We start from the raw sequence: 21,691 nt of genomic DNA, 5'->3' as shown, positions 1-21,691 counted from the left end.
AAGCGGGACGATGGCCCCGCTTGTATCCATACCGTCACGCTGTCGCGGCAGCGTCCTTGCGCTGAAAGCCCTTGCTCGCGACCATGAGGCTGCGCGTGTAATCCTCACCGATACGCCCGGCGACGAGGTCCGCTGAGGACAAGCGCTCGACCACGCGTCCACCCTGCATCACCGCCAGCCGGTCACACATATGGGTGACGACGCCGAGGTCATGGCTGACCATGATGAAGGTCAGCTTATGGTCGCGCCGAACCTGTTCGAGCAGGTTCAACACTTCCGCCTGCACCGAAGCGTCAAGCGCCGAGGTCGGCTCGTCGAGCAGCAGGATCGAGGGCTCGAGGATCAACGCGCGAGCGATCGCAACGCGCTGGCGCTGACCGCCCGAAAGCTGGTGCGGATAACGGAAACGGAAACCCGACCCGAGACCGACCTCGTCCAGCGCCTTCAGGATGCGGCGCTCGCCGTCGGCAACGCCGTGGACCGCCAGCGGTTCCAGCAATTGCCGGTCGATCGTCTGACGCGGGTGCAGCGAGCCGTAAGGATCCTGAAACACCATCTGCACGGCGCGGTAGAAGGCCTTGTCGCGTTTTGCCCCCTGCAGGACACGATCGTGCACGCGAATGGTGCCGCCCGTGACCGGCGCGAGACCGGCGATCGCCCGAAGCAAGGTCGACTTGCCCGATCCGGACTCGCCGACCAGCCCGAAGGATTCGCCGGGTGCGATCTCGACACTGACGTCGTTCAGCGCCTTGAACTCGTCATAGGTGACGGAAAGGTTCGAAACGGAAACGGCAGAGGTCATTGGGCCCACTCCGGCTTGCGGTCGAGAACCGGCAGCGGATGACGATCGGATCCGATTGCCGGCATGCAGTTCAGCAAACCTTGGGTATAGGGATGCTTGGCATTGGCAAGCTCGGATGCGGCCAGTTCCTCGACGATCCGGCCGGCATACATGACGATCACCCGGTCGCAGAAGGACGAGACGAGCCGCAGGTCGTGCGATACGAAGATCAAACCCATGCCGCGCTCGGCCACAAGCTTGTCGAGGATGCCAAGCACTTCGAGCTGCACCGTCACGTCGAGCGCCGAGGTCGGCTCGTCGGCGATCAGCAGTTCCGGCCCGGCAACAAGCATCATCGCGATCATCGCGCGCTGGCCCATGCCACCCGAAACCTCGTGCGGATAGAGCTCATAGACACGCTTCGGATCGCGGATCTGCACCGCCGAGAGCATGTCGAGGGCCCTCTCCCGGGCTTCGCTGCGGCTGACATTCTCGTGCTGCCTCAGCGTCTCGACGATCTGCCGGCCGATGCTCATCACCGGGTTCAGCGAATACTTCGGGTCCTGCAGGATCATGGCAATGCGCTTGCCTCTCAGATCCCGGCGAACCTTCGGCGATGCGGATAGCAGGTCGATGCCGTCAAAGTTCAATTGCTTTGCCGTCACCTGCGCATGGCCCGGCGTCAGCCCCATGATCGCCCGGCCGGTCTGCGACTTGCCGGAGCCGCTTTCGCCGACGATGCCGAGGCGTTCGCGGCCGAGCGTGAAGGAGACGCCACGCACGGCCTCGACGAGGCCGGTGCGGGTCGGGAACGAGACCTTGAGGTCTTCAACGGTCAGAAGCGCGCTCATTGGCCGCTCTCCCGCGGATCGAGCGCATCGCGCAGGCCGTCACCGAGCAGGTTGAAGCCGAGGCTGACGATCAGGATCGCGATGCCGGGCATGGTTGCCACCCACCACTGGTCGAGGATGAAGCGGCGGCCCGAGGCGATCATCGCACCCCACTCGGGCAGCGGCGGTTGAGCGCCGAGGCCAAGGAAGCCCAAGCCTGCAGCCGTCAGGATGATGCCGGCCATGTCGAGCGTGACGCGCACGATCAGCGACGACATGCACATCGGCATCACGTGGCGGAAGACGATGCGGATCGGCGACGCGCCCATGAGCTGCACGGCGGCGATGTAGTCGGAGTTACGCACCGTCAGCGTCTCGGCGCGGGCGATACGCGCATAGGGCGGCCAGGAGGTGATGGCGATCGCGATGACGGCGTTCTCGATGCCCGGTCCGAGCGCTGCCACGAAGGCGAGCGCCAGCACCAGCTTCGGGAAGGCGAGAAAGATATCGGTGATGCGCATCAGCACGGCATCGACCCAGCCGCCGGCATAGCCGGCGACCGCGCCGACGATGAGCCCGACAGGTGCTGCGATGATCGCAACGAGAAGCACGACGGCCAGCGTCAACCGCGAGCCGTGGATCAGCCGCGAGAGAATATCGCGGCCGAGATCGTCGGTGCCAAGCAGGTAGCCAGGGGTTCCCGGCGGCAGCAGACGGGCGTTGGCGAGATCGCCGATATAGGGCGAATGCGGCGCCAGGAGATCGGCGAAGGCGGCAATGAAGACCAGCGCCAGCAGGATGAGCAAGCCGAGAACGGCAAGCTTGTTGGCGGCAAAGCGCTGCCACGTCATGTAGGCGCGGCCGAGCCGCGCCTGGGTGCGCGACTGCGGGCGATCGGACAACAGCCATTCGCGACGCGTCATCGGACGGGTTTCGGTAACGGTGCTCATCGCTGGCGCGTCCTCGGGTCGAGCGTCCGGTAGAGAAGATCGGACAGGAGATTGATGCCGATGAAGACCGAACCGATGATGATGGTGCCACCAAGCACGGCGTTCATGTCGGCATTCTGCAGCGAGTTGGTGATGTAGAGACCGAGGCCCGGCCAGGCGAAGACGGTTTCGGTCAAGACCGAACCTTCAAGCAGGCCTGCGTAGGAAAGTGCAATCACGGTTACGAGGGGCACGGCCGCGTTCCGGAGCGCATGGCCCCAGATGATCCGGGTCTCCGACAGGCCCTTGGCGCGCGCCGCGACGATGTATTCCTGCTGCAACTCGTTGAGCATGAAACTGCGCGTCATGCGGCTGATATAGGCGAGCGAGAAGTAGCCGAGCAGCGAGGCCGGCAGGATGATGTGGCGGAACACGTCCCAGAGCACGTCCCACTGCCGCTGCCAGAGCGCGTCGAACAGGTAGAAACCTGTGATCGGCGTGAACGTGTATTCGAACACGATATCGATACGGCCGGGATAGGCGACCCACTTCAGCCGCGCGTAGAACACCAGCAGCGACAGGAGCGCCAGCCAGAAGATCGGCACGGAATAGCCGACAAGGCCGATGACGCGCACGATCTGGTCGGCAATGCTGCCGCGCTTGACGGCGGCAAGCACGCCGAGCGGAACGCCGAACAGGGCGCCTATGAGCGTGCCGAGCGTCGCGAGCTCCATGGTCGCCGGGAAGACGCGGCGGATGTCGGTCATGACCGGATTGGTCGTCAGCACCGAAATGCCGAAGTCACCGGTCAGCGCCTGGCGGACATAGATGAAGAATTGTTGGTAGAGGGGCAGATTGAGCCCCATCGCCTCGCGCGTCCTTTCGACGACATGCGTCGGCGCCCGGTCGCCGAGAACGGCCAGAACCGGGTCGATCGGAATGACCCGACCGATAAAAAAGGTGACGGCCAGAAGGCCGAGATAGGTGGTGATGACAACGACAAGAAAGCGCAGCACCGCTGCCACGATCTTACCGGGACGGGCGCGTTTGCGCCCGTCCACTGTCCCTGTTCCGCTCATGCTCAAGGGAACGATCCTTTCGGTTTATTCCTTCGAGACGGCTTATTCTTTGGTGATGCCGGCGACGAAGTTGGTGTCGAAGCTCGGACCGAGCTTCAGGCCCTTGACGTTGCCGCGGTAGCCGGCGACTTCGGTCTGCTGGAAGATGATGACGAACGGGCTTTCGCCCAGCACCGTCTTCTGCAGTTCCTTGTAGGTCTCCGCACGCTTGGCGCTGTCGCGCTCGAGCAGAGCGTCCTTGGTCTTCTTCGTCAGCTCCGGAACGTCCCAGGCGTTGCGCCAGGCAAGGGTCTTGTTCTTGCCTTCGTCGGAGTTGTCAGGGTTGCTGGTGAAGGTTTCGGCGTTCGAGTTCGGATCGAAATAGTCCATGCCCCACTGACCGATATACATGTCGTGGTTACGGGCACGATACTTCGTCAGCGTCTGCTTGCCGTCGCCCGGGATGATCTCGAGCTTCACGCCGGCCTGGCCGAGGGTCTGCTGGAAGGACTCGGCAATGCCGGTGACCGGCTGGCCGTTGCGAACGTCCATGGTGACGGTGAAGCCGTCAGCGAGACCAGCCTTGGCCAGCAGTTCCTTCGCTTTGGCGACGTCGAGCTTGTAGGGGTTCTCGTCAAGCGCACCCAGAACGCCCTTCGGCAGGAAGCTCTGGTGGATCTCGCCGATGCCCTTGATCAGGGTCGAGCCGATGGCATCGTAGTCGACCAGGTACTTGAACGCTTCGCGCACTTCGGGCTTGGCGAGGTTCGCATTCTTCTGGTTGAGGCTGATGTAGTAGACCGTGCCCTTCGGCGCGTTCGTCGTGGCAAGGTCGCCATTCTTCGAAACGGCGTCGAAATCGCCAGGCTCGAGGTTGCGCGCCACGTCGATATCGCCCGCTTCCAGCGCCAGGCGCTGGCCCGAGCTTTCCTTCATGTGGCGATAGATGACGCGGGCGAGCTTGGCCTGTTCGCCATAGAAGTTGTCATTGCGCTCAAGCACGATGACTTCGTTGGCGCGCCATTCGCGCAGCTTGAACGGGCCGGAACCGGCATAGCCGGTCTTCAGCCATTCGTTGCCGAAGTCGTTGTCGTACTTGTACTCGTCCGTCGGCGTGACCGGCTTGACGTTTTCGAGAACGAGCTTCTTGTCGAGCACGGCGCCCACGGTGGCCGTCAGGCAGTTGAGCACGAAGCTCGGCGCATAGGCCTGATCGACGGTGAAGACGAAGGTCTGCTCATCCGTTGCCTTGGCCTTTTCCGTCACGTTGTCGCCGGTGAGGCCAAACTGGGTGAGGATGAAGGCCGGGCTCTTGTCGAGCTTCACGGCGCGTTCGAACGACCAGGCGACGTCTTCAGCGGTCACCGGGTTGCCGGAAGCGAACTTCAGGCCGGGCTTCAGCTTGAACGTATAGGTCAGACCGTCGTCGGACACGGTCCAGCTGTCGGCGAGGTCGCCGACGACCTTGGTCGTGTCGTTGATGTCGAGGCGCACCAGCATGCTGTAGGTATTGCCGGTGATTTCGGCCGCGGTCAGCTCGAAGGCTTCGCCCGGATCCATGGTAATGACGTCGTCGATCGCAAAGGCCTCGACCAGCGTGTCCTTCGGCGTTTCCGCGAAGGCCGGTGCGGTTGCAGCCATCACCATGGCCAGCGCCGCAGAAGCCGTCAGAAGACGAAGACGTCCATTGAGCTTGTGCATCATGTTTGCAGTTCCCTCGTTTGCGCCCTTTTGGGCCCCTTCTTCATGGATTCAGGCGGCCTCGTGCCAAGCCTGCCCCAGAACTCTCCACCAGTTCTCCCGGCATATCTTTGCCAGTTCGGCATCACCATATCCGGCGCTTCTGAGCGCTGCAACGAGCGCCTGGCTACCGGCAGCATCAGCAATCCCCTCGGGGATCGTCGCCCCGTCGAAGTCCGAGCCAAGTGCGACACACTCGACGCCCATGCGTTCGACGAGATAATCGACATGGCGCACCATGTCGGAAAGCGGCGTTGCGGCATTCTCCTGCCCGTCGGCGCGCAGCATCGTCGTCGCGTAGTTGAGCCCCACAAGGCCCTTGCTTTCGCGGATGGCGTCGAGCTGCTTGTCGGTCAGGTTGCGCGCAACCGGGGTCAGCGCATGCGCATTGGAATGGCTGGCGACCAGCGGCTGGTCGGTGGTCTTCGCCACGTCCCAGAAGCCCTTCTCGGTGATGTGCGCAAGATCGATCAGGATGCCCAGACGGTTGCAGGCGCGCACGAGCTCGAACCCCGCATCCGTCAGCCCGGGTGCAGTGTCCGGAGACATCGGGTAGGAGAACGGCACGCCATGGCCGAAGACGTTGTGGCGGCTCCAGACAGGCCCGAGCGAACGCAGGCCCGCGGCATAGAAGGTTTCAAGCGCGGAAAGGTCCGCGCCGATCGCCTCGCAGCCTTCCATGTGCAGGACCGAGGCGAAGACGCCGGCTTCGACCGCCCCGCGGATTTCGGCGGTCGATCGGCAGAGCTTCCACGCCCCTGCCCGGTCGAGGCGCACGGCGATATCGGCGAGCTCCATGGCGATCGCCAGCGACGGCAGGTGTTCGAGCGGTGCCGAAAGCGGTGTTTCGTAGTGACCGCTCTCATTCGGCGGCTGCAGGACGAGATCGCCCGAGGGCACGTAGATTGCCGAGAGGCCACCGACGAGGCCGCCCGCCTTGGCGCGCGGCGCATCGATATGGCCCTCGTCGATGCCGTCGACGAATTCGCGTACCGGGTCCTGGCCCTTCCGGGCGTTCTGCCACAGACGCAGAAGCACGTCGTTATGGCCATCGAAAACCGCCTGCATTCCTGAATTTCCTTATCATTTCAGGGAGATCGGACGGGCCGTTCGGGTCACGTCCAGGGGAAAGTCGAAGCGATGCTAGTGAAAGCCCAAAGCCTTTTCAATGAATATAAGGGGGTTTTACCCAGGCCTGCCTGTAGCGAAATGTTGCATGATTGCCGCATCGCCGCCGGCAAACGCAGCCCTCACAGGCGCTTGGGGTCGGTCGAGGGGTGAAAATCGGCCGTTTCTCATGCATGGAGACAACCGGTCCGGATGTTTCGGGTCGGTTGCGCCGCATGATGCGGCACTGGGGGGTTGGTTGCTGCGTCCGTTTTCTACCTCGAAGGGGCACTGGAGCCGCATCGCCGCAACACTTCTGCTGGCCGCAACGCTTGCGGCGTGCGCCGGCCGCCCGGTTGGGGTGCTCGTGCCTTCGGGTACGACGGGCGGCGCCTCGCAGGTCGACCTGATGGTGGCGACGACACGCGCGCCGACCGCAGAGCCGGGCGTGCTTTTCAGCGGCGAACGGTCGGTACAGCTTTCTCTAACGGAGATCGTCGTCTCCATTCCGCCCGAGAAGAACCGCGAAGTCGGCCAGGTGCAGTGGCCGAAGAAACTGCCGGCCAATCCGGAGCGCGATTTCTCGACCGTCAGCGTAACCCCGCTCGCCGAGGGCAACGACGTTCAGAGTTGGTTGAAGGGCAATCTGCCGAAGACGCGACGCGTGCTGATCTTCGTGCACGGCTTCAACAACCGCTACGAGGATGCCGTCTACCGTTTTGCCCAGATCGTGCATGACAGCGGCACCGACGTCGCGCCGGTGATCTTCACCTGGCCTTCGCGCGCCAGCATCTTCGACTACAATTACGACAAGGAAAGCACCAACTATTCGCGCGACGCGCTGGAGGAACTTCTCAAGCGCGCCGCGAGCAATCCCTCGGTTGGTGAGATCACCGTGATGGCCCACTCCATGGGCTCGTGGCTGACAGTCGAGGCGCTGCGCCAGATGGCGATCCGTGACGGACGCATCGCCCCCAAGATCACCGACGTCATTCTCGCCTCACCCGATCTCGACGTCGACGTCTTCGGTCAACAGCTCCGCGCCATGGGCGAAAAGCGGCCGAAGTTCACGCTGTTCGTGTCGCGCGACGACCGGGCGCTGAACCTGTCGCGGCGTATTTCCGGCAATGTCGACCGTCTCGGACAAATCGATCCGACCGCCGAGCCCTACCGCACGCAGCTGGAACAGGCCGGCATCAGCGTCATCGACCTGACGGCGCTGAAGGGCGGCGACAAGCTGAACCACGGCAAGTTCGCTGAAAGCCCGGAAGTCGTGCGGCTGCTTGGCAACCGCCTGATCGCCGGTCAGACCGTAACCGATTCCGATGTCGGGCTCGGCGAGCGTCTCGGTGCCGTCACGCTCGGCGCCACCCAGACGGTCGGCAGTGCGGCAAGCCTTGCGGTCTCGACACCGATCATGATTTTCGACCCCAACACCCGCAGAAACTACGACGCGCAGGTGCGGCGGCTCGGCCAGTCGATGGAAAACACCGTCGGCTCGGCGGTGACGCCTTGGACCGGGCCGCAAAGCGGGGGAGTTGCCAAAAGCACCACCCCCGACCGTCACTCTCGCTAGAGCGCCCCGCGTTCATACGAACGCGCAAAGGGCGCTTTAGACGGGAAGCTCGCGCCGCCCGGCTTCCGTCTCCATGGCCAGGTCGAGGACCTTCTGCAGGTTTGCTGCATGGCGGAACCCGGGCTCTTCGGTCTTGCCCTTGCGGACGGCAGCCACGAAGCGCTCGTAGTTCGTCGCAACGGTGCCCGCATCGACATCGCGCCAGGTCGCGGTTTCCACGTCCGCGCCGAGGCACGCGCGCAGCGTCGACCCATCGGGCGTGTGCACCACTTCAAGCGCACCCTTGTCGCCGTGCAGCCTCAGCCGGAGCTCGTTCAGTTGCCCGGTCGCCCAGCGGCTGGCATGGACGACGCCCATGGCGCCGTTGCCGAACTCGGCCGTCATGACGAAGCTGTCATTGGCATCGAGATCATACTCGCCGATGCGGTTGCCGGGCGCCTTGTCGAAGGTCTTCAGCCGCGCGAAGATCCGGGCGGCATCCGTGCCCGCGCCATAACCGGCAAAATCGAGGATATGGATGCCGACATCACCGAGCACGCCGTTCGAGCCGTGCTTGGTCGAGAGCCGCCACAGCCATTGCGATTCCGTCGCCCAGTCACCCCAGGCCTTGGAAACGAGCCAGCTCTGCAGGTAGGACGCCTCGAGATGACGCAGCTTGCCGACCTCGCCGGCAAGCACCATGGCGCGTGCCTTCTGCAGCGGTGCGACGTTGCGGTAGGTGAGATTGACCATCGTCACCAAGCCGGAACGCTCGGCCGCTTCGGCCATCTCCGCCGCCTTGGCATAGTTCTCCGCCAGAGGCTTCTCGCAGAGCACATGCTTGCCGGCGGCGATCAGCGCCAGCGTCGTCGGGTGATGCGCCTTGTCCGGCGTCACGTTCGTCGCTGCATCGAACTTGCCCCAGGCGATCGCCTCGTCGAGCGAGGTGAAGGTCTCGGCAATGCCGTGCTTGTCGGCAAAAGCCTTGGCCCGTGCGGGATCGACGTCAACAGCGCCGACCATCTCGACGCCTTCGATCTTGGCAAAGGCCTGGGCATGGCTGTTCGCCATGCCACCGGTTCCTACAATGAGAAGACGCATGATGCTCACCTGTATCCCGCTTCGCCGGCCTGGTGCAGCCGTGGACCGCGCTCGACGATCGGCTCCAGGGCCTTTTCGACCGGTACGTTCGGCGCATCGTGGATCGCCGTGTAGCGGTTGTCGGCGTTGTAGGCCCACTTCACCGAATTGCGCAGCACCTTCTGCACGTTGGCGTCGTGATAGGTCGGGTAGGTCTCGTGGCCCGGACGGAAATAGAAAATGTTGCCGGCGCCGCGGCGCCAGGTAAGGCCCGAGCGGAACACTTCGCCGCCGGCAAACCACGAGATGAACACTGTTTCGAGCGGCTCCGGCACCGAGAACTGCTCGCCATACATCTCTTCGTTTTCAAGCACGAAGTTCTCGTCGATGCCTTCGGCGATCGGGTGACGCGGATTGATCGCCCAGACGCGCTCACGCTCGCCGGCCTCGCGCCACTTCAGAGCGCAGGGCGTGCCCATCAGCCGCTTGAAGATCTTGGAAAAATGGCCGGAGTGGAGCACGATCAGGCCCATGCCCTCCCAGACCCGCTTGGCAACACGCTCGACAATCTCGTCGCTGACGGCGCCGTGGTCCTTGTGACCCCACCACAAAAGCACGTCGGTGTTGGCAAGCCGCTCGACACTGAGCCCGTGTTCCGGCTCCTGCAGCGTCGCGGTCGTCGCCTCGATGCCACCTTCTGTGTTGAGCGCCGCTGCGATCGTGTTGTGCATCCCGTTCGGGTAAATGCTGCGAACGATCTCGTTGGTCTGCTCGTGGATGTTTTCGCCCCAAACAACTGTTCTGATAGGCACGGTCATTCTCCTTGGGTGTTCGCCCGTTGCGGGCCTGTCGTCTTACGATAGATGGGGCCGCCGGGAATTGGCGGCCCCGAAGCTTTGGGTGTCTTCAGCTTGATCGGGTCCTGGTCAGGCAGCCCCTTTCATGGGCGCGCGGCCGAGTGCCTGCCCCGATGCATCGAAGCGGTGGATGTTGCCGCCGAGCGGCGAGATGTGAATTGTCTCGCCCGGCCGGTGATGCGAGGTGCCGCCTTCCCGGACGATGACCGGTTCGCCAGCGCCGATGTCGAGATAGATGTAGCTGTCGGACCCCAGCATTTCGGAATGCACGACCGTTCCAGACCATTGACCCCCACTCACCTTGATCTCCAGATGCTCCGCTCGGATGCCGATCGTATGGGCATCGTACGGCGCAGCCAGTGCGCCGGACAGAAAGTTCATCTTCGGCGAACCGATGAAACCGGCGACGAAGACGGAGTTCGGGCTTTCATAGAGTTCGAGCGGTGTGCCGATCTGTTCGACCCGGCCATCCCGTAGCACGCAAATGCGATCCGCCAATGTCATCGCCTCGACCTGGTCGTGGGTGACATAGATCATCGTCGTCTTGTGCATGCTGCGATGCAGCTTGGCGATCTCGATGCGGGTGGCAACGCGCAGCGCCGCGTCGAGATTGGAGAGCGGCTCGTCGAAGAGAAAGACCTTGGGATCGCGCACGATCGCCCGGCCGATCGCCACGCGCTGGCGCTGACCGCCGGAGAGCTGCCTAGGCAGCCGCTGCAGATAGGGGGTCAGTTGCAGCATTTCGGCGGCCGCCTCGACGCGTTTCTTGCACTGGTCCTTGTCCTTGCCCGCGAGCTGCATGCCGAAGGACATGTTCTCGAACACGGTCATGTGCGGGTAAAGCGCATAGGACTGGAACACCATGGCGATGCCGCGCTTCGACGGCGTCAGCTGGTTGACCACCTGCCCGTCGAAGGACAGCGTACCGGATGAGATGTCTTCGAGCCCGGCGATCAGCCGCAGCAGCGTGGACTTGCCGCAGCCGGACGGCCCGACGAAGACCATGAACTCGCCGGCCCTGATATCCATGCTGACGCCCTTGATCACCTCGAAGGCGCCGAAGGACTTGCGGATGTTGCGCAATTGAAGTTCTGCCATGGGTTCCTCCCCTTATCCTTTGACGCCGCCGGCGGTGAGCCCGGAGATGATCCGCCGCTGAAAGATCAGCACGAGGACGACCAGAGGCACGGTGACGATGATCGATGCGGCCATGATGTTGCCCCATGGAATTTCGTACTGGCTGTTGCCCGAGAGCAGCGCGATCGCGACCGGCACGGTGCGCTGGCTGTCGGATGACGTGAAGGTCAGCGCGAACAGGAACTCGTTCCAGGCGGCGATGAAGGCGAGCAGCCCCGTCGTCACCAGCGCCGGCCACATCAGCGGCATGAATACGCGGGTGATGATCACCCACGGCGTAGCGCCATCGACGATCGCCGCTTCCTCGATCTCGACCGGCAGGTCACGCATGAAGGTGGTGAGCACCCACACCGTGAAGGGCAGCGTGAAGATCATGTAGGAAAAGATCAGAGCCAACGGCGTGTTGAAGATCCCGACCGCTCGGATCAGTTCGAAGAGGCCCGCAAGCACCGCGATCTGCGGGAACATCGACACCGACAGGATCGTCAGAAGCAGCAGCGCGCGTCCACGAAACCGCACCCGCGCCAAGGCGTAAGCGGCGGTGACCGCAAGCAGCAGCGAGACGCAGACCACGATCGTCGCGACCATCAGCGAGTTGGCAAGGTTGCGCAGGAAGCCGCTGCTGGTGACGATACCCGCGTAGTTGTCAAAAGAGATCTCGGTCGGCCAATAGTCGACCCGGAACAGCGCCGTTCCGGATTTGAAGCTCGTCAGCACCGCATAGTAGAACGGGAAGACGGCCATGATGATGATGGCGGCAACAAGGGCGTAGAACGCCGTGCGCTTGCCGAGGGTGGCAACCATCAGCGTTCTCCCTCCAGATTGACGCGGCCGAACCACATATAGGCGACGGTAATCGCCGCAATGATCAGGAACAGCATCGTCGAGGCCGCGGCGCCATAGGAGAACTTGTCGAAGTCGAACAGGTTTTCGCGGGCGAGTACCGACATGGTCTTGGTCTGGGCGTTGTTGGGCGTCAGCACATAGATCAGATCGAAGATGCGCAGCGCATCGAGCATGCGGAAGATCACCGCCACCATCAGCGCCGGACGGATCAAGGGCAACGTCAGTCGCCAGAAGACCTTGAGCGGATGCACGCCGTCGATCTTTGCCGCCTCGTAGATATCGGAGGGCACCATCTGCAGTCCCGCGAGAATGAGCAGCGCCATGAAGGGCGTCGTCTTCCAGACGTCGACGATCAAGACGGCGACCATCGCGGTCTCGGGATTGGCAGTCCAGGCGATCTTCTGGCTGATCAGGCCGAGGCCGAGCAGAAGATCGTTGAGGATGCCGAACTGGTCGTTGAGCATCCAGGCCCACATCTTGGCGGAGACGATCGTCGGGATCGCCCAGGGGATCAGGATCGCCGCGCGCACCAGTCCACGGCCCGGGAAGTTTGCGTTCAGCACCAGCGCAACGGCAAGACCGAGCACCGTCTCGATGGTGACCGAGAGCGCTGAAAACTTCAGCGTGTTCCAGACGGCGTTCCACCAGGCGGGATCGGCAAGCAGGCCGTTATAGACCGTGCGCCCGCTCTTCAGCGTGATCCAGGAAAGATAATTCTTGAAGCCGACGAACTCGGCGCCTTCGAGATTGGTCAGAGACGCATTGGTGAAGCTGAAATAGACGGTGCGGATGAGCGGCCAGCCGGCAACGAGGGCCAGCACCAGAAGCGTCGGTGCGAGAAAGATCCAGGCGGAGCGGATGCGCTCGGCATTGAGGTCGGAGCGGATGCCCGCCTGTTGTCCGAAAGCGGAAGGCGGGTCTGCGACGGAAAGGTCGGTCATGTCTGTACTCACCTTTGCCATTCGGCGCGCGGCCGAGCGATTGGTCGGAGAGGAATGGCGGTGGCTCGGTGGAGCGAAGGGAGGCTTGAGAAGCACTCCCCTCGCCCCCGGGAGGATCACCAGTTGTCGCCCTTCATCTCGGTGAGTTCGACTTCGAGCAGTTCGAGGTTTTCCGCAGCAGTGCCGTTGCCGGAGAGCGAGTTATGGACCGCGTTCCAGAACTTGGCGGAAACCTCGTTGTATTTGACCTTGGTGACGGCGGACGGGCGCGGCACCGCGCTTTCGAAGATCGGCTTCCAGGCCGGCATGAACGGCTGGGCCTTGGCGACATCCGCGTCGTCGTAGAGTGCTGCAACCGTCGGAAGGTTGGAAAGCTCGATCGCCCGGCGCTTCTGCACCTCGGCCGACGAGAGGAACTTGGCGAGCGCAATCGCAGCTTCCTGGTCGTCGGAATATTTGGAGACGGCGACGTTCCAGCCGCCAAGCGTCGACGACGGCTGGTCGCCATCGGTAGCCGTCGGCAGCGGTGCGACGGCGAACTTGCCCTTCACCGCGCTGTCATCGCCATTGCCGAGCGCATAGGCATAGGGCCAGTTGCGCATGAAGACGGAGTTGCCGGTCTGCCAGACGCCGCGTGATTCCTCCTCCTGGTAGGCAAGCACGCCCTGCGGCGAGATCGTGCCGACCCATCCCTTGATGCGGTCGATCGCGGCGGCCGCCTTCTCGTTGTTGATCGAGATCGTGCCATCCGGCTCGACGATCTGGCCGCCGCCCGACGATTTGACCCATTCGAGTGCGTTGCAGGTCAGGCCCTCATAGGCATTGCCCTGGAAGACATAGCCCCAGAGATCGGCCTGGCCAGCGGCCCGCTCCTTCTCCTGGATTTCCTTGGCGGTTGCAGCCAGTTCGTCCCAGGTTTTCGGCGGCGTCTTGCCGTATTTTTCGAGCAGGTCCTTGCGATAGAACAGCGCCGGCGCGTCGGTGAAAACCGGCAAGGCCACGAGGCGTCCGTTCACCGTCTGCGAGGCGATGATCGACGGGAAATGCTGTCCGACGACGTCCTTGGCGGCTTCCGTCAGATCGACGAACTGGTCGGCCAGCTGCGGCGCCCAGACGACGTCGGTCTGGTAGACGTCGACATCCTTGTTTCCGGCGGCAAGCCAAAGCCGGTACTGGCTGAACTGCTCGCTGCTCGACGGCGGCATGGTGACCAGGCTCACCTTGTGCCCGGTCTGCTTCTCGAAAATGTCCAGCTGTTCGCGAATGAAATGGACGTTCTTGCCGGTCGTGTTGGCGGCGAGCGAAAGCTCGGCGGCGCCAGCCGTCCCGGCTACGACGATTGCGGCACAAAAACTCAGCACATTGAGCGTGGTTGTCATTGGGTCGACTCCTCCTGTTCCCCCTCCACCGCACGAAAGCTCCTCGGCAAATTCGAAAGCGGTTTGGATGAGAAAAAGTTGGCAGAAGATGGAAAAACTGTCAATCCACACACTTAGAAAAGTCGCTCAAGCGTGGACAAACCCTAAATACGCGTTATTTTTCATATAAATAACGGAGGAAGACAAAATTCTTCTGTCTATCGCAGCATCCCGTAAAATCAAAGGGGATTTGCATTAATTGAAAACGCTTTGGTAAAATTGACATCCTTTGACGGCACCCGACGTCGCCGACAAACCGATTGTTACGGGCAGCGAAGGTGTATAGTTCTGGGACCGGGCTAGGCTGAGGAAACGCATATCGAATGAAGCTGAGGGAGTTCGCACAACAACTGGGCCTTTCGCCGACAACGGTCAGCCGAGCGCTGAGCGGTTACCCCGAAGTCAGCGAAAAGACGCGCAAGCGCGTGGCCGAAGAGGCAACCCGCCTCGGCTATCGTCCGAACATCAACGCGGTGCGGCTCGCCACCGGTCGCGCTGGCGCGATCGGCGTGGTCATGGGCCGCTCCGGCGAGTTCCATTTCTCCGAATTCATGGGCGGCCTTGCCGAACGGCTCGGCACCGAGGATATCGACATTCTCGTCAGCCCGATGGACGACAAGAACCCCACGGGCGAAATCCAGCTCTATAGTCGCCTTGCCGTCAGCGGCCGCGTCGATGCCGTGATCGTGCACTCGCCCGAACCGAACGACGAGCGCATCGCCCTCCTCCACAAGCTAGGCATGCCGTTCCTGGTGCATGGCCGCTCCGATATCGACGTGCCGCACGCCTGGCTCGACATCGACAACGAAGGCGCGATCCGCCGTGCGACCTCGCACCTCATCGATCTCGGCCATCGCCGCATCGCCATGATCAACGGCCGGCAGGGCCGCACCTTCTCGCTTCACCGCGACAAGGGATATCGAGACGCGCTGCAGGCGCGCGGTATCCCCTTCGATCCGCGCCTCGTCGCCCACGGTAACTTCACCGACGAACTCGGTTTCCGCTTCGCGCGCTCGTTCCTGGAACAGATGCCCCGCCCGACTGCCTTCGTCGCCGGCTCGATGATGACGGCACTCGGCATCTACCGGGCAGCACGGTCCATGGGCCTGGAGATCGGCCGCGAGGTCTCGGTCATCGCCCATGACGACGTCTTCCCTTACCTCACGGCGGACAACATGGTGCCGTCGCTTTCGGCGACGCGCTCTTCGATGCGCGCGGCCGGCGCCCGCTCGGCCGACCTCGTGCTGCAGCTTCTCTCAGGCCGGCCGACCGAAGAGGTTCACGAACTCTGGCCGGTGGAACTGATCCTCAGAGAATCGACCGCGCCCCCTCCGCCGGACAAATGACCTCAGGCGGCTGGCCACGTCAGTGGAAGGTCGACTTGGAAAAGAGGTTGAGGACAAGCACGCCGGCGATGATCAGGCCGAGACCGAGGATGGCCGCCAGATCGAGCTTCTGCCCAAAGGCGACGTAACCGACGAGCGAAATGAGCACGATGCCGAGCCCGCTCCACACCGCATAGGCGATGCCGACGGGGATGAAGCGCAGCGTATAGGACAGGAAGAAGAAGGCGATCGCGTAGCAGACCACCATCACCACCGTCGGCCCTAGCCGCGTAAAGTGCTGTGCTGCCTGCATCGCCGAGGTGCCCAGCACCTCGAAAACGATCGCTGCAACCAGGACGGTATAGAGCATAGCGGGGTTCATGGGAGACTCCATCCGGGTTACTGCGCCGAAAGCGCCTTGAGATTTTCAACAAGACCGATCCGTGCCTCGGCATCGAGATCGTGGCTCTGCATCAGATCCGCGAGCCACACACCGTCGCAGGCAAAGCGCGCAAGAACGCAGCCGGTCGAGCCATCCGTCTCCGCAAACTCCGCCGATCGCCGGCTGACCCAGTCGCGCCAGCGGCTCTTCAGATGCGGCTCGGCAATCAGCGCGATCGTCAGCATGCGCCAGCCGGGCACGTCGGTGGCGGGATCGAGCGCGAAGCAGACGTCGATGTAGGCGCGGGTAAAGCGCCCCTTCGCTACCGGGTCGCGCGCCATCGCCGCCTCGATCTCACGATCGAACCGCGTCACCAGATCGTCGAACAGCCCGTCGAGAAGCGCGAGCTTGTTCGGGAAGTGATGCAGCAGCCCGCCCTTGCTGACCCCGGCCGCCTGCGACACGGCATCGAGCGTGATGCCGGCCACCCCCTGCTCGTGCGAAAGGCGTGCGGCAACCTCCAGCAATTGCTGGCGCACCTGTTCCGGCTGTTTCTTGCGGCGATGAGCTTCGGTCATATTCTCATAAAGATACCGTCTGGACGGTTTGTCAAGAGAAGCGATGTTCGACCGCGATGAAACGCCGCAAATCCGCGGCCTGAAAAATCGTTGTTCGCCCGGTCGCCGCGCGCTAGGACCGACAGAACGAAGGACGCAGACCATGGCGGAACCGGAAACCACGACCCTCTATGAAGCCATCGGCGGCGACCCGACGGTTCGCGCGCTGACGCGCCGCTTCTACGAGCTGATGGACACGCTGCCGGAAGCGGCGCGCTGCCGCGCCGTGCATCCGCCCGATCTTTCCGGAAGCGAAGAAAAATTCTACGAGTATCTGACCGGCTGGCTCGGCGGGCCTCCAATCTACGTCGAAAAGCGTGGCCATCCGATGCTGCGCCGCCGCCATTTCGTCGCCGAGATCGGGCCGCAAGAGCGGGACGAGTGGCTGCTCTGCTTCACCCGGGCGCTTGAGGAAACCATCGAGCATCCAAAACTCAGGCAGATCATCCTCGACCCGATCACCCGTCTCGCCCTTCATATGCAAAACAAGGAATGACCATGTCGCACAGCGGATTTCGCGCAACGACGCTATTTGTTGCCGGCTTGATGGGCCTGACCGGCGTTGTCAGCGCGGCCGCCGCTTCGCATGGCGAAGACCCGCGGCTGCTTGCCGGCATTTCGGCGATGTGCCTCGCCCACGCCCCGGCATTGGTAGCGCTTTACGCAGCCTGGCCACACTTTCGAACCGCAGCCGTTGCCGCGCTCCTGATCGCAGCCGGAACAGCGCTGTTCTCGGCGGACCTTGCCATGCGCCATGTTGCGGGCCACGGCCTCTTCCCGATGTCCGCTCCACTTGGTGGCACGACGATCATGGCAGGCTGGCTCGCCGTTTCGCTCGGCGCCTTCCTGCCGAAGAAGACGGCCTGACACAAAAACAATTCGCCTCCCGGAGAGATCCATCCGGGAGGCGAATGACACGCGAAATCAGGATCATATCTCAGCGCTAGCGCGCGGATCAGGCGCCTTCGACGGCCGAAAAACCCTCGAACTTCGGCGGACCGAGATACATCGCTTTGTTCTCACCGGCATTCTTGTGCGCCGCACGGAAGTTGTCCGACTTCGTCCAGGCGGAAAACGAATCCCTGTCCTTCCAGACCGAGTTCGAGACGAAGAGCGTGTAGCCCTCCTCCGGCACGCTGTCGCCGCGCAAGAGGTGGAAGGAAACGAAGCCGGGCATTTCCGAAAGGCTGGAATCCCGCCCCTTCCATACGGCCTCGAAAGCCTCTTCGTGGCCGACGGCAATACGGAAACGGTTCATGGCAACAAACATCAGGAACTCCTAGGCGCTTTCTTTTTTTCGGGCGGCGTCGTTGGCGGCACGCGGAAAGGCGAGGATAGTTCCTTCCTTCGGCTCCACAAGCCCGAGCGGGTCGCGCACCGGCGGGCGGGCCTGCCAGGTGGGGAACTCCGCGACATTGGCATTCTCTTCCACCATGCGCGCCCGTCGCGTCAGGATCTCGTAGAGTTCAGGCACCAGGCCGTCGCCCTGCTGGGCGGCCAGCTTGTGCAAGCCGATCATCATGGCAAGGTCGGGACGTTCTTCGTTCATTGCAAATTCTCGTCTGGTCTTGGGAGGATTACCGCTCGTTGCGGCTGGTGGTCAGGTCCTGAAGCGCGCGCTCCAGGCTCGACTTCGAGCCGTTGCGCAGCGGCACGAAGGCCTTGCCCCACTTCTTGCAGCCAGTCTTCACGCGAAGACATGCGTCGTGGCTGATGCAGTCGATGGGGCAGAAGACACAGTCGACGGACGGCAACACCCGGTCGATGCGCGATACGGCCTCGCGCAGGCCCCCATCGTGGTGCAGCAGTTCGGCGCCGAAGGAGCTGGCGATTTCGCGCAAGTGCGCCACCTGGCAATCACGGCCGCCGACATAGAGGAAGCTGCGCCCTTCGAGCGTCGCCTTGCCGGCCTCCTGGCGGGGCTCGACCGGTTCCGAACCGGAGCGACCCTTGCCGTTCTTCGCCGCATTCTGGTGACGCTTGCCGCGCATGCAATCTTCTCCGCCTGGTCGCGCGACAAGGGCCTTCGTCAGGCAGCCGGTCGCATCGGGAAATCCTCTCGACACACACCCTTCGGCTGCGTGACGAGGGCAACCTATTAAACTTGATAAACAGAGTAAAGTATAAACATGAGTTTTCTAATCATATTTTTTTCTTGCAGCTTCTGCGCGAATTCTGCCGCAAGAGGAGAAGATCAGCGGACGCTCGCAACCATCGGCACGATGAAGGATTCGGAGCTTGGCGCTCCGGCCGGAAACGCCGGGAATGGCGCAGCGCGGCGAACCGCATCGATGGCAGCCTCATCGATCGCCGGCGAGCCGGAACTGCTCGCGAGGCTGACACGCGTCAGGTTTCCATTCGATGTCAGCGTGAAACGAACGGTCGCCGTGCCGGATACACCGTCGCGCCGTGCGGCGGCCGGAACCTTGAACCGGCGCGTGATCCGCTTGCGGATCTTGCCGCCGTAATTCTCCATGTTGGCGTTGCCGACCTCGGACGCGCGGCTGTTGCCATTTGCTGCGGATGAACTGCCATTCTCCTGGCCGTCCTGCTTACCCTTGACCTGGTTCTGCGCCTGCTCACCCTGGTCGCCCGCCTTCTTGCGGGTCACCTTCTTCTTTTTCACCGGCTGCTTCTTCGGCTCCGGTTTTTCGACCTTTTCCTTCTTCGGCTCCTCGGGCTTTTCTTCCGGCACGACGGTCTCGACCGGCGCGACGCTCGCCGTCACCACCGCCTCGGCAACCTGCAGGGTAGGCATTTCCTCGGCCGGCAGGATCACGTCCGCCTCGGTCGCCGTCAGATCGTGGGGCTGCTCTGCAGCGATCTCCTGCGTGGGGGCGACATCCTCGACCGGCTGGATCTCGGCGGGCTGAACCTCCTCGGGCAGATCGTCCGTGGGCTCGACGACATCGGACACTTCGCCCGATTGCAGCGTTTCCTCGAAAGCATCGCCAAGGAGCGCCACTTCGACGCTTTCACCGCCCTGGATCAGATCCAGTTGCGTCTCGGTCGGATTGCCGCCGAACAGCGTCGCGAGCACGACGCCATGTGTTGCAAGCGAGAGGACGGCGGCCCCGGTCCAGATGACGATACGCTTCATTGCAGCCTTACCTTCGTCGCACCAGGGCGACGCAAACCTCATGCTCGGATTGCCGGACGCGCTCAGCCCCCGTCCCGCTCACCCCTTGAGTTCGACCGCCGACTTGGAGCCGGTCTTGATCCCACTCATGCACGCACCCGGCTGAACGCCGTCGCCGACGCAGGCCGGCGCATCGTTGATCAGCAGGCTCTTCACCGCATCACAACTGGTGCCGGGCAGATCGAACTGGCGAACCTTGGTCTTGCCGGCGGGAAGATCGCGGAAATCGAGCACGGCCATGCGCTCGACCAGCCCCTTCTGATCGAAGATCACAAACTCGAAAGAAACCTTGCTCAACGACTGCGCAAATTCGTTGCCGGCAACGAAGGTGAGCTTGCAACCCTTTTGCGACGGCGCCACCTCGTTGAGCTCGATCGTCAGCCCCCCGGCCGCTGTGGTCTCCTGCGCCTTGGCGGCGGTTGCGGCAACGAGAGCCGCAAGAGCAACGGAAACAATCGGAAGGCTGGGAAACTTCATGACGACACCACTCCAAAGGATCGAGCACACCACCGAACGCCGGCCGCACGCCCTTGTCCACAAGCCGGCAGCAACTAACTTGAGTTTATAAGTCCGGTATTGCGTCCATAAATAAATATGAGTAATGAAGTCAAGATAGTAATCGAATTGCACGGCGGGAAATGCGGGGAAATCAGCGCGGCCTGCCCACTCGAAACGGCCGAAACACAGTGACCAACGACAACAATCTCGCACGCCCCTCGGAGCTTCCGGTGCTGACCGGACGGGCGCAAAGGATCATCGAAAGTCGCGAGCTCTTCGGCACCGAAAACGAGATTCTCATTTCCCACGACGGCGCGATCTACCGCATGAAGATCACCCGTCAAGGCAAGCTGATCCTGAACAAATAGGCAGATGAAAATGACCGAGAGCCTTCGCCCCACTCCTTCCGAAATCCGCGCCTACCGCGCCGAAAACCCGAAGATGCGCGAGCGTGACATCGCAGCCCAGCTCGGCGTTTCCGAAGCCGCGCTGGTTGCTGCCGAATGTGGGCTGACGGCCGTGCGCATCGATGCCGACGCCAACCGCTTCCTGTCGCGCGTCGAGGAACTCGGCGAAGTCATGGCGCTGACCCGCAACGAGAGCGCCGTTCACGAAAAGATCGGCGTCTACGAGAAGATCACCACCGGCGAGATGGCGAGCATCGTGCTTGGCGAGCAGATCGACCTTCGCGTTTTCCCGAGCGCCTGGGCACACGCCTTTGCCGTGACGAAGAAGGACGACAAGGGCGAAGTCCGCAAGAGCCTGCAGTTCTTCGACAAGTGGGGCAACGCCGTACACAAGGTGCACCTGCGCGCCGCATCGTACGACGCGGCCTATGAAAAGATCGTCGCGGACTTCCGCCTCGACGACCAGACGCAGGCGTTTGTCGCCGACACCAGCGTTCAGCCGAGCGACGACAAGCCGGAAACGGTCGTCGACGTCGTCGAATTGCGTGACCGCTGGACGAAGATGACGGACACCCACCAGTTCCACGGCATTCTGCGCAAGCTGAAGATCGGTCGCCGCCAGGCGCTGAGCAACATCGGCGACGATTTCGCCTGGCAGCTCGATCCGCAGAGCGTCGAAGCGATGATGCAGGCGAGCGCCGAAGTCGAACTGCCGATCATGTGCTTTGTCGGCAACCGCGGCATGATCCAGATCCATTCCGGCCCGATCGAAAAGATCGCGACGATGGGCCCCTGGCTCAACATCATGGATCCGACCTTCCACCTGCACCTGCGCACCGACCACATCGCCGAGCTTTGGGCCGTGCGCAAGCCGACGGCCGACGGCCATGTCACCTCGATCGAGGCGCTCGACGCCAAGGGCGAGATGATCATCCAGTTCTTCGGCAAGCGCAAAGAGGGCCTGGCGGAGCGTCCGGAATGGCGCTCGATCGCCGAGGGCCTGCCGCGCCTCGATACGACGGTCGCCGCCTGAGCGAGAGAATA

The 21,691-nt window shown here is 62.8% G+C and carries 25 protein-coding genes; 6 read left to right on the top strand and 19 right to left on the bottom strand.

The window, feature by feature from the left end; all coding sequences use genetic code 11:
* Nucleotides 1–34: 34 nt before the first annotated feature.
* Genes OKW20_RS16555 through OKW20_RS16530 form a run of 6 tightly spaced genes read right to left on the bottom strand, consistent with a single transcriptional unit; the run spans nt 35 to nt 6,406 of the window.
* A complete protein-coding gene (locus OKW20_RS16555; protein ID WP_192447022.1) occupies nt 35–802 on the bottom strand; it encodes an ABC transporter ATP-binding protein in 768 nt (255 codons plus the stop codon).
* Nucleotides 799–1,632 (bottom strand): ABC transporter ATP-binding protein, encoded by an 834-nt coding sequence (locus OKW20_RS16550; protein ID WP_429173650.1) that lies wholly within the window; start codon nt 1,630–1,632, stop codon nt 799–801. The genes OKW20_RS16555 and OKW20_RS16550 overlap by 4 nt, the downstream gene beginning before the upstream one ends.
* Nucleotides 1,629–2,561, bottom strand: a complete 933-nt coding sequence (locus OKW20_RS16545; RefSeq protein ID WP_429173648.1) for an ABC transporter permease — start codon at nt 2,559–2,561, stop codon at nt 1,629–1,631. Before OKW20_RS16545 ends, OKW20_RS16550 begins: the two co-directional genes overlap by 4 nt.
* On the bottom strand, nt 2,558–3,619 hold the full coding sequence (locus tag OKW20_RS16540) for an ABC transporter permease (protein ID WP_043611720.1): 1,062 nt from the start codon (nt 3,617–3,619) through the stop codon (nt 2,558–2,560). The genes OKW20_RS16545 and OKW20_RS16540 overlap by 4 nt, the downstream gene beginning before the upstream one ends.
* Nucleotides 3,620–3,661: 42 nt before the next feature.
* Nucleotides 3,662–5,302: an ABC transporter substrate-binding protein gene (locus tag OKW20_RS16535; protein WP_043611722.1), complete on the bottom strand. Its 1,641-nt coding sequence runs from the start codon at nt 5,300–5,302 to the stop codon at nt 3,662–3,664.
* A gap of 48 nt (nt 5,303–5,350) precedes the next feature.
* Nucleotides 5,351–6,406, bottom strand: a complete 1,056-nt coding sequence (locus OKW20_RS16530; RefSeq protein ID WP_429173646.1) for a dipeptidase — start codon at nt 6,404–6,406, stop codon at nt 5,351–5,353.
* A gap of 340 nt (nt 6,407–6,746) precedes the next feature.
* On the opposite strand from OKW20_RS16530, the gene OKW20_RS16525 reads away from it, so the two are divergent.
* Entirely contained in the window at nt 6,747–8,021 is a 1,275-nt protein-coding gene (locus tag OKW20_RS16525) for an alpha/beta hydrolase (RefSeq protein WP_429174501.1), read from the top strand.
* 36 nt (nt 8,022–8,057) lie between these two features.
* Here OKW20_RS16525 and OKW20_RS16520 read toward each other — a convergent pair whose 3' ends face one another.
* From OKW20_RS16520 to OKW20_RS16495, 6 genes are all read right to left on the bottom strand, one after another.
* Nucleotides 8,058–9,101 (bottom strand): Gfo/Idh/MocA family protein, encoded by a 1,044-nt coding sequence (locus OKW20_RS16520; RefSeq protein WP_429173644.1) that lies wholly within the window; start codon nt 9,099–9,101, stop codon nt 8,058–8,060.
* A gap of 5 nt (nt 9,102–9,106) precedes the next feature.
* Nucleotides 9,107–9,898, bottom strand: a complete 792-nt coding sequence (locus tag OKW20_RS16515; protein WP_414650707.1) for a ThuA domain-containing protein — start codon at nt 9,896–9,898, stop codon at nt 9,107–9,109.
* 108 nt (nt 9,899–10,006) lie between these two features.
* Entirely contained in the window at nt 10,007–11,035 is a 1,029-nt protein-coding gene (locus OKW20_RS16510; RefSeq protein WP_043611727.1) for an ABC transporter ATP-binding protein, read from the bottom strand.
* 12 nt (nt 11,036–11,047) lie between these two features.
* The gene (locus OKW20_RS16505; protein ID WP_429173642.1) at nt 11,048–11,878 is read right to left on the bottom strand and encodes a carbohydrate ABC transporter permease; all 831 of its coding nucleotides are present in this window, start codon (nt 11,876–11,878) and stop codon (nt 11,048–11,050) included.
* A complete protein-coding gene (locus OKW20_RS16500; protein ID WP_429173641.1) occupies nt 11,878–12,861 on the bottom strand; it encodes a carbohydrate ABC transporter permease in 984 nt (327 codons plus the stop codon). The genes OKW20_RS16505 and OKW20_RS16500 overlap by 1 nt, the downstream gene beginning before the upstream one ends.
* Before the next feature lie 116 nt (nt 12,862–12,977).
* Complete coding sequence (locus OKW20_RS16495) at nt 12,978–14,240, bottom strand: ABC transporter substrate-binding protein (protein WP_043611732.1); 1,263 nt, start codon at nt 14,238–14,240, stop codon at nt 12,978–12,980.
* Between the two features lie 362 nt (nt 14,241–14,602).
* Between OKW20_RS16495 and OKW20_RS16490 the strand changes: the two genes are divergently transcribed.
* Nucleotides 14,603–15,625 carry a substrate-binding domain-containing protein gene (locus OKW20_RS16490; protein ID WP_429173639.1) on the top strand — a complete coding sequence of 341 codons (1,023 nt, stop codon included), beginning with the start codon at nt 14,603–14,605 and terminating at the stop codon, nt 15,623–15,625.
* Nucleotides 15,626–15,644: 19 nt separating this feature from the next.
* On the opposite strand, the gene OKW20_RS16485 is transcribed toward OKW20_RS16490, so the two are convergent.
* Nucleotides 15,645–15,986: an SMR family transporter gene (locus OKW20_RS16485; protein WP_429173637.1), complete on the bottom strand. Its 342-nt coding sequence runs from the start codon at nt 15,984–15,986 to the stop codon at nt 15,645–15,647.
* Nucleotides 15,987–16,003: 17 nt separating this feature from the next.
* Nucleotides 16,004–16,564 (bottom strand): TetR family transcriptional regulator, encoded by a 561-nt coding sequence (locus tag OKW20_RS16480; RefSeq protein WP_429173635.1) that lies wholly within the window; start codon nt 16,562–16,564, stop codon nt 16,004–16,006.
* A 142-nt stretch (nt 16,565–16,706) separates the two neighbouring features.
* On the opposite strand from OKW20_RS16480, the gene OKW20_RS16475 reads away from it, so the two are divergent.
* Complete coding sequence (locus OKW20_RS16475) at nt 16,707–17,099, top strand: globin (RefSeq protein ID WP_192447034.1); 393 nt, start codon at nt 16,707–16,709, stop codon at nt 17,097–17,099.
* 2 nt (nt 17,100–17,101) lie between these two features.
* Complete coding sequence (locus OKW20_RS16470; RefSeq protein WP_402320217.1) at nt 17,102–17,470, top strand: DUF423 domain-containing protein; 369 nt, start codon at nt 17,102–17,104, stop codon at nt 17,468–17,470.
* A gap of 88 nt (nt 17,471–17,558) precedes the next feature.
* Here the strand turns inward: OKW20_RS16470 and OKW20_RS16465 are convergent, their stop codons facing one another.
* The 5 genes from OKW20_RS16465 to OKW20_RS16445 form a co-directional block, all read right to left on the bottom strand.
* A complete protein-coding gene (locus OKW20_RS16465; protein WP_043620682.1) occupies nt 17,559–17,873 on the bottom strand; it encodes an antibiotic biosynthesis monooxygenase family protein in 315 nt (104 codons plus the stop codon).
* Between the two features lie 9 nt (nt 17,874–17,882).
* The gene (locus OKW20_RS16460; RefSeq protein ID WP_043620684.1) at nt 17,883–18,152 is read right to left on the bottom strand and encodes a hypothetical protein; all 270 of its coding nucleotides are present in this window, start codon (nt 18,150–18,152) and stop codon (nt 17,883–17,885) included.
* 28 nt (nt 18,153–18,180) lie between these two features.
* Nucleotides 18,181–18,594, bottom strand: coding sequence for a DUF2325 domain-containing protein (locus OKW20_RS16455; protein WP_043620688.1), 414 nt, complete (start codon nt 18,592–18,594; stop codon nt 18,181–18,183).
* Nucleotides 18,595–18,797: 203 nt separating this feature from the next.
* On the bottom strand, nt 18,798–19,703 hold the full coding sequence (locus tag OKW20_RS16450) for an energy transducer TonB (RefSeq protein ID WP_429173632.1): 906 nt from the start codon (nt 19,701–19,703) through the stop codon (nt 18,798–18,800).
* Nucleotides 19,704–19,781: 78 nt separating this feature from the next.
* Nucleotides 19,782–20,219, bottom strand: coding sequence for a hypothetical protein (locus OKW20_RS16445; RefSeq protein ID WP_429174499.1), 438 nt, complete (start codon nt 20,217–20,219; stop codon nt 19,782–19,784).
* A gap of 251 nt (nt 20,220–20,470) precedes the next feature.
* On the opposite strand from OKW20_RS16445, the gene hemP reads away from it, so the two are divergent.
* Together hemP and OKW20_RS16435 are read left to right on the top strand one after the other, a co-directional pair.
* Nucleotides 20,471–20,608 (top strand): hemin uptake protein HemP, encoded by a 138-nt coding sequence (gene hemP, locus OKW20_RS16440; protein ID WP_034794249.1) that lies wholly within the window; start codon nt 20,471–20,473, stop codon nt 20,606–20,608.
* A 10-nt stretch (nt 20,609–20,618) separates the two neighbouring features.
* Nucleotides 20,619–21,680, top strand: coding sequence for a hemin-degrading factor (locus OKW20_RS16435; RefSeq protein ID WP_429173631.1), 1,062 nt, complete (start codon nt 20,619–20,621; stop codon nt 21,678–21,680).
* Nucleotides 21,681–21,691: the final 11 nt, after the last annotated feature.

It is taken from the genome of Ensifer sp. LBL (assembly GCF_050435225.1).
Classification (GTDB): Bacteria; Pseudomonadota; Alphaproteobacteria; order Rhizobiales; family Rhizobiaceae; genus Ensifer.
The sequence above is the reverse complement of the archived record's forward strand: the minus strand, read 5'-3'. Positions and strand labels throughout refer to the sequence as shown.

Bases quoted from the DNA above. Each gene is read 5' to 3' on its own strand.
- OKW20_RS16490 (WP_429173639.1), top strand. From the start codon at position 14,603: ATGAAGCTGAGGGAGTTCGCACAACAACTGGGCCTTTCGCCGACAACG.
- OKW20_RS16535 (WP_043611722.1), bottom strand. From the start codon at position 5,302: ATGATGCACAAGCTCAATGGACGTCTTCGTCTTCTGACGGCTTCTGCG.
- OKW20_RS16510 (WP_043611727.1), bottom strand. From the start codon at position 11,035: ATGGCAGAACTTCAATTGCGCAACATCCGCAAGTCCTTCGGCGCCTTC.
- OKW20_RS16460 (WP_043620684.1), bottom strand. From the start codon at position 18,152: ATGAACGAAGAACGTCCCGACCTTGCCATGATGATCGGCTTGCACAAG.
- OKW20_RS16485 (WP_429173637.1), bottom strand. From the start codon at position 15,986: ATGAACCCCGCTATGCTCTATACCGTCCTGGTTGCAGCGATCGTTTTC.
- OKW20_RS16470 (WP_402320217.1), top strand. From the start codon at position 17,102: ATGTCGCACAGCGGATTTCGCGCAACGACGCTATTTGTTGCCGGCTTG.
- OKW20_RS16515 (WP_414650707.1), bottom strand. From the start codon at position 9,898: ATGACCGTGCCTATCAGAACAGTTGTTTGGGGCGAAAACATCCACGAG.
- OKW20_RS16450 (WP_429173632.1), bottom strand. From the start codon at position 19,703: ATGAAGCGTATCGTCATCTGGACCGGGGCCGCCGTCCTCTCGCTTGCA.
- OKW20_RS16530 (WP_429173646.1), bottom strand. From the start codon at position 6,406: ATGCAGGCGGTTTTCGATGGCCATAACGACGTGCTTCTGCGTCTGTGG.
- OKW20_RS16475 (WP_192447034.1), top strand. From the start codon at position 16,707: ATGGCGGAACCGGAAACCACGACCCTCTATGAAGCCATCGGCGGCGAC.
- OKW20_RS16555 (WP_192447022.1), bottom strand. From the start codon at position 802: ATGACCTCTGCCGTTTCCGTTTCGAACCTTTCCGTCACCTATGACGAG.
- OKW20_RS16445 (WP_429174499.1), bottom strand. From the start codon at position 20,219: ATGAAGTTTCCCAGCCTTCCGATTGTTTCCGTTGCTCTTGCGGCTCTC.
- OKW20_RS16520 (WP_429173644.1), bottom strand. From the start codon at position 9,101: ATGCGTCTTCTCATTGTAGGAACCGGTGGCATGGCGAACAGCCATGCC.
- OKW20_RS16435 (WP_429173631.1), top strand. From the start codon at position 20,619: ATGACCGAGAGCCTTCGCCCCACTCCTTCCGAAATCCGCGCCTACCGC.
- OKW20_RS16480 (WP_429173635.1), bottom strand. From the start codon at position 16,564: ATGACCGAAGCTCATCGCCGCAAGAAACAGCCGGAACAGGTGCGCCAG.
- OKW20_RS16550 (WP_429173650.1), bottom strand. From the start codon at position 1,632: ATGAGCGCGCTTCTGACCGTTGAAGACCTCAAGGTCTCGTTCCCGACC.
- OKW20_RS16500 (WP_429173641.1), bottom strand. From the start codon at position 12,861: ATGACCGACCTTTCCGTCGCAGACCCGCCTTCCGCTTTCGGACAACAG.
- OKW20_RS16495 (WP_043611732.1), bottom strand. From the start codon at position 14,240: ATGACAACCACGCTCAATGTGCTGAGTTTTTGTGCCGCAATCGTCGTA.
- OKW20_RS16455 (WP_043620688.1), bottom strand. From the start codon at position 18,594: ATGCGCGGCAAGCGTCACCAGAATGCGGCGAAGAACGGCAAGGGTCGC.
- OKW20_RS16545 (WP_429173648.1), bottom strand. From the start codon at position 2,561: ATGAGCACCGTTACCGAAACCCGTCCGATGACGCGTCGCGAATGGCTG.
- OKW20_RS16505 (WP_429173642.1), bottom strand. From the start codon at position 11,878: ATGGTTGCCACCCTCGGCAAGCGCACGGCGTTCTACGCCCTTGTTGCC.
- OKW20_RS16465 (WP_043620682.1), bottom strand. From the start codon at position 17,873: ATGTTTGTTGCCATGAACCGTTTCCGTATTGCCGTCGGCCACGAAGAG.
- OKW20_RS16540 (WP_043611720.1), bottom strand. From the start codon at position 3,619: ATGAGCGGAACAGGGACAGTGGACGGGCGCAAACGCGCCCGTCCCGGT.